The organism is Enterobacter cloacae complex sp. 2022EL-00788 (genome assembly GCF_026627565.1).
GTDB lineage: Bacteria > Pseudomonadota > Gammaproteobacteria > Enterobacterales > Enterobacteriaceae > Enterobacter > Enterobacter pasteurii.
The window spans coordinates 11,833-25,806 of sequence record NZ_JAPNMC010000020.1 but is presented as its reverse complement, the minus strand read 5'-3'; the positions used below and the strand labels follow the sequence as shown (position 1 = coordinate 25,806).

Genomic DNA, 13,974 nt, shown 5'->3' with positions numbered 1-13,974 from the left:
CACAGGGAGAGGGGGAAACGGGGCTACTTCTTCATCTGAGACAAAATCGTCCGACACTGATTCGCTTCGCCTTCTGACGGTGAAATCAGCGCCAGCAGCGCCGCCGCTGGCGTCACCAGCGTGGCGAGCGCTGCGGCAACCGCGCCCCGGGCAATCAGCGGCCCGGCCTTCACGCCCGCCTGCGGATCGCTGAAGCTTCCGCGCACGTACAGCGGCGAGCGCAGGGTGATAATGCGAATGCCCTTGCTTTCAGGATCGATGGTTAAATCCAGCTGCTCGGACGCCATGCTGGCCGTGCCGGTGACGTTTATGACCGCGTTTTCCGTGTCGAAGGCGAATATCTGCGGACGCGCCACGCCGTTTACCAGATCCACGTTTGCCGCCGCACAGTTGACCCGCACCTCGTCGTCACCGAAGATTTGCCCGACGATAAAGTTCCCGACGTTAAGCCCCAGGATCTCCATCAGGTTACGGCTCACCAGCCCGTCGTTCATAAGCAGCTTCAGGTTGCCATTGCCGTTACCCAGCAGAGCCGCCACGGAGTTACCCGTACCGCGAATGTCTGCGTCGCCGTTCATCTCGCCGAGGGTTTTCTGCATCAGCTCCACGTCCGGCATCAGCTCCTTCAGCTTCAGACGACGCGCCTGGATCTCCGCCCGTCCCTGCATCGGCTTTTTATCGCCCTCCAGGTGGATGTTCGATGAGATGGTGCCGCCCGCCATGCCAAACTTCAGCGGCTGCAGGCGCAGGTCGGCGTTTTTCAGGATGATATGGGTCGAGAGGTTGCTCAGCGGCAGCGTGCTGCCGTGCTCAATTTTACGCCCCTTGAAGCGCACGTCCGCATCCATCACGTCCCACTTGTCGGTTTCGAAGCGGTCATTCGGCAGCACTTTACCCGCGGGCTGGACGTCCTTTTTGACCTCTTTTGACCGGGTGCCTTTACCTGAATCCACGCCAATCAGCGGGCCAAGGTCGGCCAGACGCAGCTGACGGGATTCAACGTCACCTTCCAGCTTTGGTCGCGGTTTTCCGGTGGTGTAGGTCAGCGTGCCGTGAATATCGCTGTCGCCAATGCGTCCGTTAAAATCCCGATAGTCAAAGACGGACGATTTTTCGGTGTCGATTTTGGCAACCAGATGCCCGTCCGTTTCAAACGGCGGGGTGTCCGGCAGCAGTACGCCGGTCAGTTCATACAGTTCACCCAGCGAGTCACCGGCAAACTTGAGCTGAAGATCGACGCCCCCCATGTTCATCGGGTCGTTTACCGTGCCCACGAACGCCACGCGGGTATTACCGGAGCGGAAGTCGGCCTGCACCGGGAACGGCGTGCCCTCGCTCCGGAGCGCCAGCATGCCGCCAATTTTGCCCTTACCGGTCAGCGGCTGGCCGTTGTAACGCCCTTTCGCCGTCAGGCCGAAAACGTAATCCCCCGCTTTGCCGCTATCGCCTTTAGCTTTGCTGCCCGTCACCTCGCTGAACGGCAGCGGTTTACCCAGCGGATCGACGAGGATCTCCACGTCAGCCTTGCTCACCTTGTCATCAATGGCGATCCGCCCCCGATCGAACAGGATGTTGTCGAGGCGGAAAGACCACGAAGATGGCTGCGCGTTCGGATCTTTATCGCCGCTGCTGGCGAGATCGAACGTCCAGTTGTTGTTTTTCTCTGAAAGGCGAATCAGCCGCGCGTCGGGCTGCTGGAGTTTGATCCACGGCAGATAGACCGTTTTGGTTAACAGCGCCAGCGGCGCCAGCGTGGCTTCCACGCGCGGCAGGTGGATCATGGTGATTTCAGGGATATCCGGCGGGTTACCAAGAATAATGTCGTCGGCGTGAACGTGCGGCCAGGGCACCCAGCTTCGCCAGCCGGTTTCCTCTTTCTGGCGCTCCCACACGACGCCCAAATCGCCACGTATTGCAAAGGGGCGGTTCAGCTCGGTTGAGACTTTCTGGTTGATGGTCGGTTTGAGACGGTTCCAGTCAAACGTGGCGATAATGATGATTGCGACCACAATCAGCAACAAGAAAATCCCTGCGGTCCAGGAAATCACCCTGGTTGTTTTTGTCATTGTTGTCCCCTTTCCTGATGAACTTGCCTCTAAAACTATAGTTCAGACAAAGGGAAGCGGGCAGATCAGAGCGTGGTTATTACCTTTTCCAGGGTATCCATAGGCACCGGGCGAGAGAGGAAATAGCCCTGAGCCGCCGCCGCCGGAGAATTTTGCACGTCGCGCCACTCTTCCAGCGTTTCAACGCCTTCCACAATGACGCCCTGGCAATAGCGGTTCATCAGCTGCAAGAGCAGCGTAAACAGGTTTCGTCCCTCCGGCGTCTGGCGCAGCATAATGAACAGATCGCGGGCCACTTTGATGTAGTCATAACGCACTTCGCTCAGGGCCGAGAAGTTCGCCATACCGGTACCGAAGTCATCCAGCCACAGCGGGCCAAATTCACACATCGAGGCAAACGAGGAGTCCTGCGGCAGGCGAACATGCTCCACCAGCTCGAACCGCATCCACGGCAGGGTGGCAATCAGGGCCTGCAACGCCGCGTTCTGACGTAACGCCATCAGGGTTGGGCCATCCACGTTCACCGATGCCAGAATACCGTGCTGCTCAAAGAAGGCCCGCTTCGTCGCCAGCATTCTCAGCTGCTCTTCCAGCACGTCGATGCGCTGACGCACGGCTACCTCCGCAAAATAGCGGTCCGGCGCGATGCGCTGTGACGGATTCGAGGGGTGCGTGACGACCGTTAATACCTCAATCGCCATTAACCGACCGTCGGTACGGTAGATGGGCTGATAGGTATACGCTCGCTCACATTGCAGCCAGTAGCGATGCTCCTGCAAGTTCTCAATACTTGCCTCAGGCGTAGTGCTCAGCCGCTGGATAACCTGCTCTGACTTCATTTCGGATGTCCTGTTGTGTGGGGATAGCCTTTCTGGACTCGTCACTGAGTTATCGGCCCACCAGGTGAGAACTTTATGTTCAATTCACCGGGAAAATGAAATTAAGATGACAGAAATGTACCGGAACACGCGCTGGCTCAAAAAAAATAATGGAACGTCGTTTTAATATGGTTGACCGTAAAAAACACACAGCGCACACTACCTTTAATTACTCTGTTCAGGTTCACGACTATGTCTAAAAAAATTGCCGTGATTGGCGAATGCATGATTGAGCTGTCCCAGAAAGGCGCGGAAGTCAGCCGCGGTTTTGGTGGCGATACATTGAACACCTCCGTCTATATTGCCCGTCAGGTTGCTCCCGACGCGCTAAGCGTGAACTACGTTACCGCGTTGGGAACGGACAGCTTCAGCCAGCAGATGCTGGAAGCCTGGCAGGGTGAAAACGTTAATACGTCGCTGATCCAGCGCATGGAAAACCGTCTGCCGGGCCTGTACTACATCGAAACCGACAGCACCGGCGAGCGGACCTTCTACTACTGGCGCAACGAGGCGGCCGCCAAATTCTGGCTGGAAAGCGATGCCGCCGCGGCGATTTGCGAAGAACTGGCCACCTTTGACTACCTCTACCTGAGCGGGATCAGCCTCGCGATCCTGAGCCAGGAGAGCCGTGAGAAGCTGCTGTCACTGCTGCGCGAATGTCGCGCCAATGGCGGTAAGGTGATTTTCGACAACAACTACCGCCCGCGCCTGTGGGCCAGCCGCGAAGAGACGCAGCAGGTCTACCAGCAGATGCTGGAATGCACCGATATCGCCTTCCTGACGCTGGACGACGAAGACGCGCTGTGGGGCGAAAAACCGGTTGATGAGGTGATTGCCCGGACGCAGGCCGCCGGGGTCAGCGAAGTGGTGATCAAGCGCGGGGCAGACTCTTGCCTGGTGGCGGTTGCGGGTGAAGCCGTAATAGAGGTCCCGGCGGTGAAGCTGGCGAAAGAGAAAGTGATAGATACCACCGCGGCGGGAGATTCTTTCAGCGCGGGCTATCTGGCGGTACGTCTGACGGGCGGAACGCCGGAAGCGGCGGCGCAGCGTGGCCATTTAACGGCCAGCACGGTGATTCAGTATCGCGGAGCGATTATTCCGCGCGAGGCGATGCCTGCTTAAGCACTTCCTAACCCTCTCCCATAGGGAGAGGGAATAAAGAACCTCGGGCCTTACTGACCCTGCGGAATATCGCTCGCGTCCTGGTGCAAATCATCCGCCGCCTGTGCTGGCTGCGGCGCGGTTGCCATAATGGCGCTCCAGGTCGCCTTCAGCTCCTTCATGTCATACTCAGGCTCACCTTTCGGCTGTAGCAGAATCAACGCCATATCCTGCGAGAGCTGCTGACGCAGATCCTGATTCAGCATTTCAACGGTCAGCCCGCTGAGGAAGTCCTGACGCAGCTTCTGATACTGTTCCGGCGCGATATCCACAACCTGATTCTGCAGGGAACGAATGCGCTGGCTGATTAAGATATCGGTATCGGCGCGGGCATAGGTGGCGAACAGCTTCTGCAATTCGAGGGATTTCTGCGCGACCAGCGCGTTAAACTCCTCTTCAGACAGCCCCTCTTTCCGCACTTTTGCCAGCTCTTTTGCCACCACGGCGAGATTCGCGTTCAGCTTATCGCCCGGCGACTCCACGTTAATGGCGCACTGCGCGCGCTGGAACAGCACGCGGCAGTCAAAGCCGAGGCCAATATCTTTCACGTTGTTCTTGCTGAGCGTCTGCTGAACGTGCCAGAACAGCGCTTCACGCGCCAGGTCCGCGCGCCAGTAACGCAGCAGCGCCGAGGACTCGCGGATCGGCTGCCAGGCGGTATCCCACATCATCGAAAGACGATCCTGACGCACCGTATCGGTCATGATACTGACCGCTTCAGGGCGCAGCGGAGAGAGCGTTGGAACAGGAGCCGGGGTTTCACGCTTCCCTTTCAGGTCGCCAAACGCTTTGTTGATTTGCTCGATTACCGCACGGCTGTCCACGTTGCCGACCACAATCAGGGTCATGGCGTCCGGGGTATACCACTGCTGGTAGAACGATTTTACCTGCCCGGCATCAACCGGCTGCTTCAGCGGCTCTGCCGGGTCATGCCCAAGCAGCGTTGAGCCTTTCAGGCGGTAGCGCCACCAGCCTTCTTTGGTATCCACGGGCCAGGTTGCCACCATGTCGCTGTTGCTCAGCGCATAGTTAACGGTTTCGGGCGTGATTGCCAGTTTGCCGGTTGCATCGGAAAGGTAGGTGAGCGCTTCTTTAAGCAGATCGTTACGGTTGTTAGGCAGGCTCAGGTTAAACATGGTGTAGTCGTAGGAGACAACAGCCGGCGGCAGCGGGCGTTTAGGATCGATGGCCTGTTGCCATAGCGAACGCACCTGAACCGCCTGCAAACTGCCGCTCTGGGTGAGCGCCAGTCGAGGAATAAAATGGCTTAAGCCGGTCTGCTGGGTGCTTTCAGTGAGGGAGCCGGTATTCACAGAAAGACGAATTTCGATGCGATCGCTCGGACGTTGCGGAGTGGCTAATACCTGCCACTGGAACCCGTTCGCCAGTGTTCCCTGTTGCCAGGCCGGGTCTGGCTGGAGCGCATCTGCCTGCACATAACTGGCTGCTGCCATCATCAGCAAACCGCCGGTTAAGAGTCGAATTTTTGTGCCCTGCATGTGAACCCCTGATCAACATTCCTGGTTAAAGAGAGTGTCTCGCGACGTGAGCACTCAAATATGACGATGAAAACATCCGATTAGACAGCGTGTTCGGCTAAACGTCACGGACGGAAGCGAAATATACCCAAAAAAAATCTTGTCGAATTATGACAGGTATGAGCGGTTATTATGCGCAGGTGCCCGCATCCCCACAAGGGAATACGGGCATTTATGAGGGATTAAGAGGATAAACCGGGGGTTTTGTCCTCAGAAGGACGATTATTTAACGTATCGTTGAGCTTCTTGTGATCCAGCTCTTTCACCCATTTCGCTACCACCACCGTCGCCACGCCGTTGCCGATCAGGTTGGTTAACGCGCGGGCTTCAGACATAAAGCGGTCAATACCCAGAATCAGGGCCAGGCCCGCCACCGGCAGATGGCCAACCGCAGAGATGGTCGCTGCCAGCACGATAAATCCGCTTCCCGTAACCCCCGCAGCCCCTTTCGAGGAGAGCAGGAGCACCACCAGCAGCGTAATCTGATGGAAGATATCCATGTGGCTGTTGGTGGCCTGGGCGATAAAGACCGCCGCCATGGTCAGGTATATGGAGGTACCGTCCAGGTTAAACGAGTAGCCCGTAGGAATAACCAGCCCCACCACCGACTTACGGCAGCCCAGCTTTTCCATTTTATCGAGCATGCGCGGCAGCGCGGACTCAGAGGAGGACGTGCCGAGAACAATCAGCAGCTCCTCGCGAATGTAGCGGATAAATTTGAAGATGCTGAAGCCGGTCGCGCGGGCGATGGAGCCGAGAACCACGACCACAAACAGAATACAGGTGATGTAGAAGCAGATAATCAGCTGGCCCAGCTGTACCAGCGTGCCGACGCCGTATTTACCGATGGTGAAGGCCATTGCGCCGAATGCGCCAATCGGGGCCAGACGCATGATCATATTGATGATGCCGAAGATAACCTGCGAGAAGCTTTCAATGACGTTAAAAATCAGCTGGCCTTTGCTGCCCAGGCGATGCAGGGCAAAGCCAAACAGCACGGCAAACAGCAGCACCTGAAGGATGTTTCCGCTCGCGAACGCGCCGATGACGCTGCTCGGAATAACGTCCAGCAGGAAGGCGACAATCCCCTGATCTTTCGCCTGTTCAGCGTAAACCGCCACCGCCTTCGCATCCAGCGTGGCCGGATCAACGTTCATGCCCGCGCCAGGCTGCACCACGTTAACGATAATCAGGCCGATAATCAGCGCGATGGTACTGACAATCTCGAAGTACAGCAGGGCGACTGCCCCCGTACGACCGACCGCCTTCATGCTTTCCATGCCGGCGATACCGGTCACCACGGTACAGAAAATTACCGGCGCGATAATCATTTTAATCAGCTTAACGAACGCGTCGCCGAGCGGCTTCATCTGCGCGCCCAGTTCCGGGTAGTAGTGACCGAGCAAAATACCGATTGCGATGGCTGTCAGGACCTGGAAGTAAAGACTTTTAAAGAGTGAGGTTTTCATAGGGTGTCCTTGAAAAGAAAAACCACAGGTTTTGTAAGGTTATGGTTAACCTGCGGCTTTAAAATAACACCCACATAACAGGACAGAAATAAACGAGGTTCAAATTTGAAACACAAATGTTAAGAACTTTGAGCTGGCTCGCACAAGCCAGCAACAAAATTACACTTTTGCGTTATTGCCGGCATCGGCGAGATAGCGTTGTTCGAAAATATCCGACGGCACGGCGCGGGCAAACAGGAAGCCCTGCCCGCTCTTAACGCCCGCCGCAGCCAGCCACTCGCGCTGGGCTTCGGTTTCAATACCTTCGGCAATCACGTGCAGGTTCAGGCTGTGCGCCATCTGGATAATGGCCTGCACCAGGCTGCTGTCTTCCGGTAATCCCTCAACGAAGGTTTTGTCGATTTTCAGGACGTCCACCGGCAGGGCCTTCATGTGCTGAAGCTGGCGCAGGCCTGAATAGCCCATACCAAAATCGTCCAGTGCAATGCGGATCCCGGCGTTGCGCAGCGGTTTCAGAATGGCGACGGCGTCGTCAGGATCGTCGATACAACGGCTCTCGGTGACTTCCAGAATTAGCGTGTCTGGCTGAATGCGGTAGCGCTGGATCAGCTCCAGCATCTCCGACACCATGGTCGGATGCATCAGCTGTAGCGCAGAAAGATTCACCGACAGCGGCAGAGTGATCCCCCGCTGCTGCCAGGCCGCGAGCTGGCGGCACGACTCTTCCAGCACCCAGTAACCCACGGTCACCATCAGGCCGCAGGACTCGATACGCTCGATCATGCCTTCAGGCAGCTCCCACGCGCCATCCGGCTGCTGCATACGCAGCAACGCTTCGGCGCTGGTTACTTCGCCCGTGCTCAAATTCACCTGCGGCTGTAGCCAGAGCGCAAACTGGCGATTGTCCATCGCCGTCAGAATGTCGCTCTCTTCCGTCAGGCGCTGCTGGGCTTTTTCCATCTGCTCCGGGTCAAAGAACTGGATCTGATTTTTCCCTTTACGGCGCGCGGTAAACGCCGCCGAGAAAGCGCGACGGTACAGCTGCTCGGCGGTGAGGCCACCGTAGTACATCGCAATGCCGATGCTGGCGCTCGGGCGAAGCTGGATACCCTGCACGGGCAGCCGCTCATTAATGACAGTGAGTACTTGCTGACCTAGCGTGATGGCGTGCCACGGCTCTTTTACACCGTGAGCAATAACCACCAGGTCATAGCCGCTCACCTGGGTGAGCACCATCCGCGGCGACAGCACTGATTTCACTTTTTCCACCAGCGTCAGCAGCAGCATCTCGCGCTGGCTCTCTTTCAGCACGCCTGCCGTGTCCTGCAAGGTTTCGCAGGCTATCACCATCAGCGCGGTGGTCTGCTGGCGGGCCACGATCTGCTCCAGCAAGGCCATCAAAAACGCTTTGTTTGGCAGGTCTGAAACCGGGAAGCGGGTGGCGTTGTTGCTCAGCTCTTCCTGCTGGCGCAGAACGCGCTGCTGGTTGATATTGTAACTCCGGACCAGCATGCCGATTTCATCGTCGTGGTGAAGGCGCGGCAGGGCAAGCTGATGCCCGACGTGCTCCTGCGGGGAGAGATCGTTCAGCTCACGGGCGATGCGGCGCAGGGGATGCACAATCAGCCGGTTGATACACCACGTCAGCGCCACGCTCAGCATTAACGTCAAAAGTAAGTAAGTAGTTACTAACGTAGCAACCCAGCTCATGACGAATTTATACATGCGGTACGAGTCCGCCTGTAACACCAGATACGCCAGCGGCTGCGGGTTGGCAGGCCTTTCCAGTGAATAGAGAGGCAGCGAAATCTGCACCGGCAGCTCAAACATGCGCATCACCATCATCGGGACGGGGCGCTCAGGAATAAAACTCATCCGCAGCGCCTGGAACTGGTTAGGCAGCACGACGTCTGCGCGGCTTACGATACCGGCGGGCTGGATGCGTTTCAGAATAGATTCCGCCTCGGGAATATCCCCTTTCAGGATCGAGGCTGACAGCGGTTCCCGCACCGAGCGGGCGATACTTTCCAGTTGCGAGGCCGTGTTATAGCGATTCTGCTGTACGGAATGAAACAGCAAAATAACGCAGAAGATGAAGACAAACAGCATTGTGACGGCAGACACCATCGCCATCTGTTTGATCGTTAAGGAACGGCTGACACGCAAAATGACTCTCCACAAAACTCGAAGCGCAGGGCGCACCAGGGTGTAAACCTGGTGCGCCCGAGTATACCCGATAGCTGGACTTTTAAGAGAGACTTACAATTAGATTAAGAGAAAATCCGATTACCAGTCTGCATAAGGCACCAGCGGTTCCGGCGGTAAGTCCATATCACCCTGCCAGCCCGCGGCAGAATAGCGCACATAGAGCAGCGCGTGGCTCGGGGTATAATCTTTCGCTTCCTGAATATCGACGCCCAGACCCACAAACCAGTTGGACGTCACGCGGCGCTCAACAATCGCCCTCGCGGTATAACCGGTGCCCGACGAGCTGCTGCCGGTTTCCATCACCCCTTTATCGGTATAACGGCCTGGCTCATTGTCGGGGATCAGTCCCTGCAGCGGATAACGCATCACATCTTTTGTTTTTGAATGGGACCAGGAGACGGAGCCACCCAGCTCCCATGACCAGTTCTCCGTGCGTTTGCGCCAGTTCACCGGTAAGGCGAAGGATACATACTCCTGAGGACTGTAGTAGCCGCCCTGACCCAGCGAATAACCGCTTAAGTCTTTATCATAGTGCCACAGCATGTTCGACACGCCGACCGTCAGGCGCTCATTGTTTTTGTTGATGAGCTTGTAGTAGTAGCCGGTCATCCAGCGGACGCGCCAGTTATCTTCCACATGCTTCCCGGTCAGGCTGTCGGCGCTCAGGCTTGACCAGATACCGTTAGCTTCGCCTTTATCATAGCTCACGCTCACGCCGCCGCCGGTAGCGCGCACGCCGCCCCAGATGGTATCGGTATTGGGATCTTTTTGCCCGGCAAACGCCAGCACGGAGCTGGAAACCGGACGACGATGGGCGTTCAGGGTGTAGCCAATCGGCCCTACATCGTTGCTGTAGCTCAGGCTACCCACCACGTCCACAACGTTGAAGCCCATCGGCGTGGTACCGATATCCCACGCCCAGGTGTTATTCTGCCAGCCGACGGCCACGCTGGCGCCGTTGGCCGACTGATTCGTGCTTCCGCGACATGGCGTTTCGGCGCAGGTACCCCACGTTGGATCGTAGGTGCCGTTGTCCGTATCAAAGGAGCCGGCATTCATATTGACCAGATCGCTACGGAAGAACATTCGACCGTCCGACAGCGGCGCGTCAACCTGAAGCATTGTGGTGTGCGCTTTAAGGTCGGAATACCCTCCCGTACCGCTGGATCCCCAGTAATCGTGTTGCAGCGTGACGTTAAGATCCTGCTGACGGTAAAGCTCGCCCGCATCGCTGCGCACGCCGCGCTTCAGCCAGTCATCTTTTTCATCGTTACGCGTCAGGCGCGTAAAGCTGTCGTTATCGGACGGGCGGGTCGTGGTAATGCCCGAGGAGACCATCGCGTCTTTATATGTGTCCAGCGCCTGCTGAGGCCGACCGGTTTGTGCCTGGAAACGGGCGGCATCACGCACCACCAGCGCGCTCTCCATAGAAGGCGGCTGCGACTTTGCCTGAGGAAGAATGGCGTTGAAGGTCTTTTCTGCTGCGGCCGAATCGCCCAGGCCTGCCTGCGCCATGGCAAGCCGGCGCTGCATATTGATGGAGAGCGGTTCGCCGTTTTGTTCCGCAGGCAGCGTCGCCAGCGTCGCGCGCGCCGCATCCTTGTTGCCCTGCGCAATATACACTTCGGTCAGGCCGAGAATAGCGTCTTCGTTCTGCGGTTCGCGTTGCAGGACGGTGCTGTAGGCGTTTTTCGCGGCGTCGCGATCGCCACGCTGTTCCGCCCAGTCCGCCAGCGTCAGGTCGATACGGGTGGAGGCAGGCTGCTGGCGAAGCAGCGCTTCCGCCTCCTGCTCTTTACCGCTGTCGCGCAGGCGGTTAGCGGTTTCCAGCACCTGATTGCTTTGCAGACGTTCCGCCAGCTCCTGGATATTACCGTTCCACCTGTCGCGCGGCAGCGTATTGAGATGTGCCAGCGCGGCACGGTCCCGATCGTTACCGGACAGGTAAAGGCCGCTGGCGTACACCTGCTCCGGATCGCCCGGCTTCTGGCTTGCCAGCTGGCGCATAAGGTTATCCGCCTGGCTGCGCTGGCCCGCGCTGTAGAGATCGCGCGACAGACGGTAGGTGATCCACACGTCGCCCGGCGAAAGCGCAAGGCGGCGGCGCTGAATTTCTGCGGCCTGGGCATATTTCCCCTGGCTTTCCAGCCGTTCAGCCTGGGCCGAGAGCTGCTCGTTCGTCAGGCTGCGTTCAATATCATCAATGCTGCGGCGCTGGCTGGCAGAGAGAGACTGAATAAACTGTGTCGCTTTCTCCGGGGACTGCGCGCGATAAATATTGGCAAGGCCGCGCACCGCGTTGCTGTTGCCGCTGTCCATGCGCAACGCCTGGCGGTAATAGCGTTCGGCCGCGTCGTTATCTTTACGCGCCGCCGCCGCGTCACCCAGCCCCAGCACCGCGTAGCTGTCCGCGTTATCGACGCTGCGCGCCTGCTGGTAATAGCGTTCCGCCTGAGCCGGGTTGTTGGCCTTCAGGGCGTTATCACCCTGCTGGATCAGCAGCCAGTACCGGTTGACCTTCAGCAGGCTGTCCCATTTCCCGCGATTTTCGCTCTGGGGATCGAGAGCGATCGCCTTTTCAAACTGCGCCACCGCGCGGGCGCGATCGCCTTTTTGTGAATAGGCCTGCCCCAGCGCGCCGACGGCTTCACTGTCGGCGTGGTTGGCGCTGACCGCTTTTTGCAGCTCGGCCACCGCTTTGCTGCCCTGCCCGGCATCCACCGCGGCTAACCCTTCGGCTTTCGCGCGGAACGCCGGATCGGCGAGCTGTTTTTGCTGCGCTTCAAGCTGGGCGCGCGCTGCCGTCACGTTTTCGCCATCGCTGAACACGCTCAGGTATTTTTGCAGTGCAGTCACGCTGGCGCTGCTGGCCGGCAGATCCTTGATCTGCTGGTACCACATATCCGACGCCTGGCTGCGGCCATTGTTTGATTTAGCCATCTCCTGCAACACCGCAAACCCTTCATCGCGGCGTCCGTCCTCGAACAGAAGCTGCGCCAGCGAAGCCTGTAGCTGAGCGTTGCCCGGGCTGCTGGCGTTAATGTTTTTAAGCTGGCCTATGGCCGAATTACGGCGGGCAGGCTCTTTCGCCACCACGTTCCAGTACTCTGTCGCGATCTCGCCGGTAGGCGGATTACCGTCAAACAGTTTGTCGTACGCGGCAATGGCTTCCTGCGTATGGCCAGTGGTGGCAAGCAGGCGAGCCTGCTGTAGGGCCTGACGCCCCTCCGGCGTGGAGAGCAGCATGGTATTACGGGAGGACTGGTACACGCCCGAGTCTGGCGCCATCCCTTTCAGGCGATCCAGCTCTTTTTGCGCGCCCGCCGTATCGCCCTGCCGTAACAGGTAGCGGAAGCGCGCGGCAATAACATCCGGGTTGTTGGGGTCGATAAGCTCGAGGCGATAAAGCGACTGACGCACCAGATCTTCGCGCTGCGTGGATTCGCCCAGACGGACCTGTTCCAGCAGCTGTCTCTGCTGCGGGGAGTTGGCGGCCTGGGCCAGGGGCATCAGCGCCAGGCCAAGCGATAAGGTGAGTAGATTTATTGTGAACGTGCGCATTCCTGACCCCAGTCCGGTATTAATTCACCTTGCGCGGTGAAGCGAAAACGATGCTCATCCCACCCTTGTCCGAACAGGGTCAGAACGTAACTGTAATAGGCATTGTTATCGGGAAAACGATCGGCGACGCGCTGACGCTGCACCGCCTGCGCGTCCCGGTTTTGTAAGAACGGAAGCAGCGAGGCAGAGAACCCTACCGGCCCGTCGCCGGTGCGTTTCCCCGTTGCCGCATCCACTTTCTCCGGCGGCAAGCCTTGCCTGATTGTCGTGGTCGCCATGGGCTTGAAACGCGCCAGAAGCCGGGCTTTTTGCGGATCGTTATCGTTCATCATCCCCACCCAGAGATAGACGCGAATCGCATCGTAGCTGCCGATCAGGGTCGGATCCTGCTTCAGCTGCCAGCCGCCCTTTTTCTGGTATTTCACCCAGTTAGGGGAAAAGCCTTTTGGCGCGGTCTCCAGCAGCAGGCGCAGGTTGGTTTCGCGTAGCGTCGTCCACGGGGCGCCAAAACGGGTAAAATAGCCCGCAAGCTGCGGCGGCAGGTAGCTGGGGTTGAAGCGCCAGACGTTCTCGTCGACAAAACCAACCTTACCCGGTAAAAGCATAGAGCCCAGCCCAGGCACCTTCACCACCTCCTCGCGGGCAATGCGCGTTAACAGCGCCTTACCCGTGCGGGTGTAATCGGGATTGTTCCACAGCCGCCCGGCTTCCAGCAGCGACCAGGCAATCCAGATATCCGCATCAGACGCAGAGTTATCGTCGATAACCGCCCAGGTTTCTTCATCCTTTTTCCCCCACAGCCAGGCAGGGAGTTGTTGCGCTAAATCCCCTCCGGCGAGGTTATCACGCGTCCACGTCAGCAGCAGATCGAACGCGTTGCGGTCGTTTGCGGCAAGGGCAAAGAACAGACCGTAGCTTTGCCCTTCGGAGGTGGTGATTTTGCGTGCGTCGCTGGGGTCGATCACGCGCCCGCTTTCGCTCATGTAATCCTTTTTAAACGTCTCCCATGCAGGCCAGTTACAGGCGGCGTGAAGCGTCGTCGTCGCCAGCATCAATGCAGCCAGTACACATCCGCGAAAGACTTTCATCACAG

General features: G+C 58.1%; 8 protein-coding genes. 1 reads left to right on the top strand and 7 read right to left on the bottom strand.

Going from position 1 to position 13,974, the window contains the following annotated elements:
• Positions 1-23: 23 nt before the first annotated feature.
• Together OWK27_RS22225 and pdeH are read right to left on the bottom strand one after the other, a co-directional pair.
• Positions 24-2,066, bottom strand: a complete 2,043-nt coding sequence (locus OWK27_RS22225) for an AsmA family protein (RefSeq protein ID WP_267591239.1) — start codon at positions 2,064-2,066, stop codon at positions 24-26.
• 65 nt (positions 2,067-2,131) lie between these two features.
• Positions 2,132-2,905, bottom strand: coding sequence for a cyclic-guanylate-specific phosphodiesterase (pdeH, locus tag OWK27_RS22220; protein WP_176609245.1), 774 nt, complete (start codon positions 2,903-2,905; stop codon positions 2,132-2,134).
• A gap of 231 nt (positions 2,906-3,136) precedes the next feature.
• Between pdeH and OWK27_RS22215 the strand changes: the two genes are divergently transcribed.
• A complete protein-coding gene (locus tag OWK27_RS22215) occupies positions 3,137-4,066 on the top strand; it encodes a sugar kinase (protein ID WP_148420498.1) in 930 nt (309 codons plus the stop codon).
• 50 nt (positions 4,067-4,116) lie between these two features.
• Here the strand turns inward: OWK27_RS22215 and OWK27_RS22210 are convergent, their stop codons facing one another.
• From OWK27_RS22210 to bcsZ, 5 genes are all read right to left on the bottom strand, one after another.
• Positions 4,117-5,604 (bottom strand): M16 family metallopeptidase, encoded by a 1,488-nt coding sequence (locus OWK27_RS22210; RefSeq protein ID WP_148420497.1) that lies wholly within the window; start codon positions 5,602-5,604, stop codon positions 4,117-4,119.
• 221 nt (positions 5,605-5,825) lie between these two features.
• Complete coding sequence (gene dctA, locus OWK27_RS22205) at positions 5,826-7,112, bottom strand: C4-dicarboxylate transporter DctC (protein ID WP_063450025.1); 1,287 nt, start codon at positions 7,110-7,112, stop codon at positions 5,826-5,828.
• Between the two features lie 159 nt (positions 7,113-7,271).
• Positions 7,272-9,278, bottom strand: coding sequence for a biofilm formation regulator HmsP (hmsP, locus tag OWK27_RS22200; protein ID WP_148420496.1), 2,007 nt, complete (start codon positions 9,276-9,278; stop codon positions 7,272-7,274).
• A gap of 120 nt (positions 9,279-9,398) precedes the next feature.
• The gene (gene bcsC, locus OWK27_RS22195) at positions 9,399-12,881 is read right to left on the bottom strand and encodes a cellulose synthase complex outer membrane protein BcsC (protein ID WP_267591238.1); all 3,483 of its coding nucleotides are present in this window, start codon (positions 12,879-12,881) and stop codon (positions 9,399-9,401) included.
• Complete coding sequence (gene bcsZ, locus OWK27_RS22190) at positions 12,863-13,969, bottom strand: cellulose synthase complex periplasmic endoglucanase BcsZ (protein ID WP_267591257.1); 1,107 nt, start codon at positions 13,967-13,969, stop codon at positions 12,863-12,865. Before bcsZ ends, bcsC begins: the two co-directional genes overlap by 19 nt.
• Positions 13,970-13,974: the final 5 nt, after the last annotated feature.

Excerpts from the sequence above, each read along its gene's own strand:
- OWK27_RS22210 (WP_148420497.1), bottom strand. The coding sequence starts at position 5,604 with ATGCAGGGCACAAAAATTCGACTCTTAACCGGCGGTTTGCTGATGATG.
- OWK27_RS22225 (WP_267591239.1), bottom strand. The coding sequence starts at position 2,066 with ATGACAAAAACAACCAGGGTGATTTCCTGGACCGCAGGGATTTTCTTG.
- bcsC (WP_267591238.1), bottom strand. The coding sequence starts at position 12,881 with ATGCGCACGTTCACAATAAATCTACTCACCTTATCGCTTGGCCTGGCG.
- OWK27_RS22215 (WP_148420498.1), top strand. The coding sequence starts at position 3,137 with ATGTCTAAAAAAATTGCCGTGATTGGCGAATGCATGATTGAGCTGTCC.
- pdeH (WP_176609245.1), bottom strand. The coding sequence starts at position 2,905 with ATGAAGTCAGAGCAGGTTATCCAGCGGCTGAGCACTACGCCTGAGGCA.
- dctA (WP_063450025.1), bottom strand. The coding sequence starts at position 7,112 with ATGAAAACCTCACTCTTTAAAAGTCTTTACTTCCAGGTCCTGACAGCC.
- bcsZ (WP_267591257.1), bottom strand. The coding sequence starts at position 13,969 with ATGAAAGTCTTTCGCGGATGTGTACTGGCTGCATTGATGCTGGCGACG.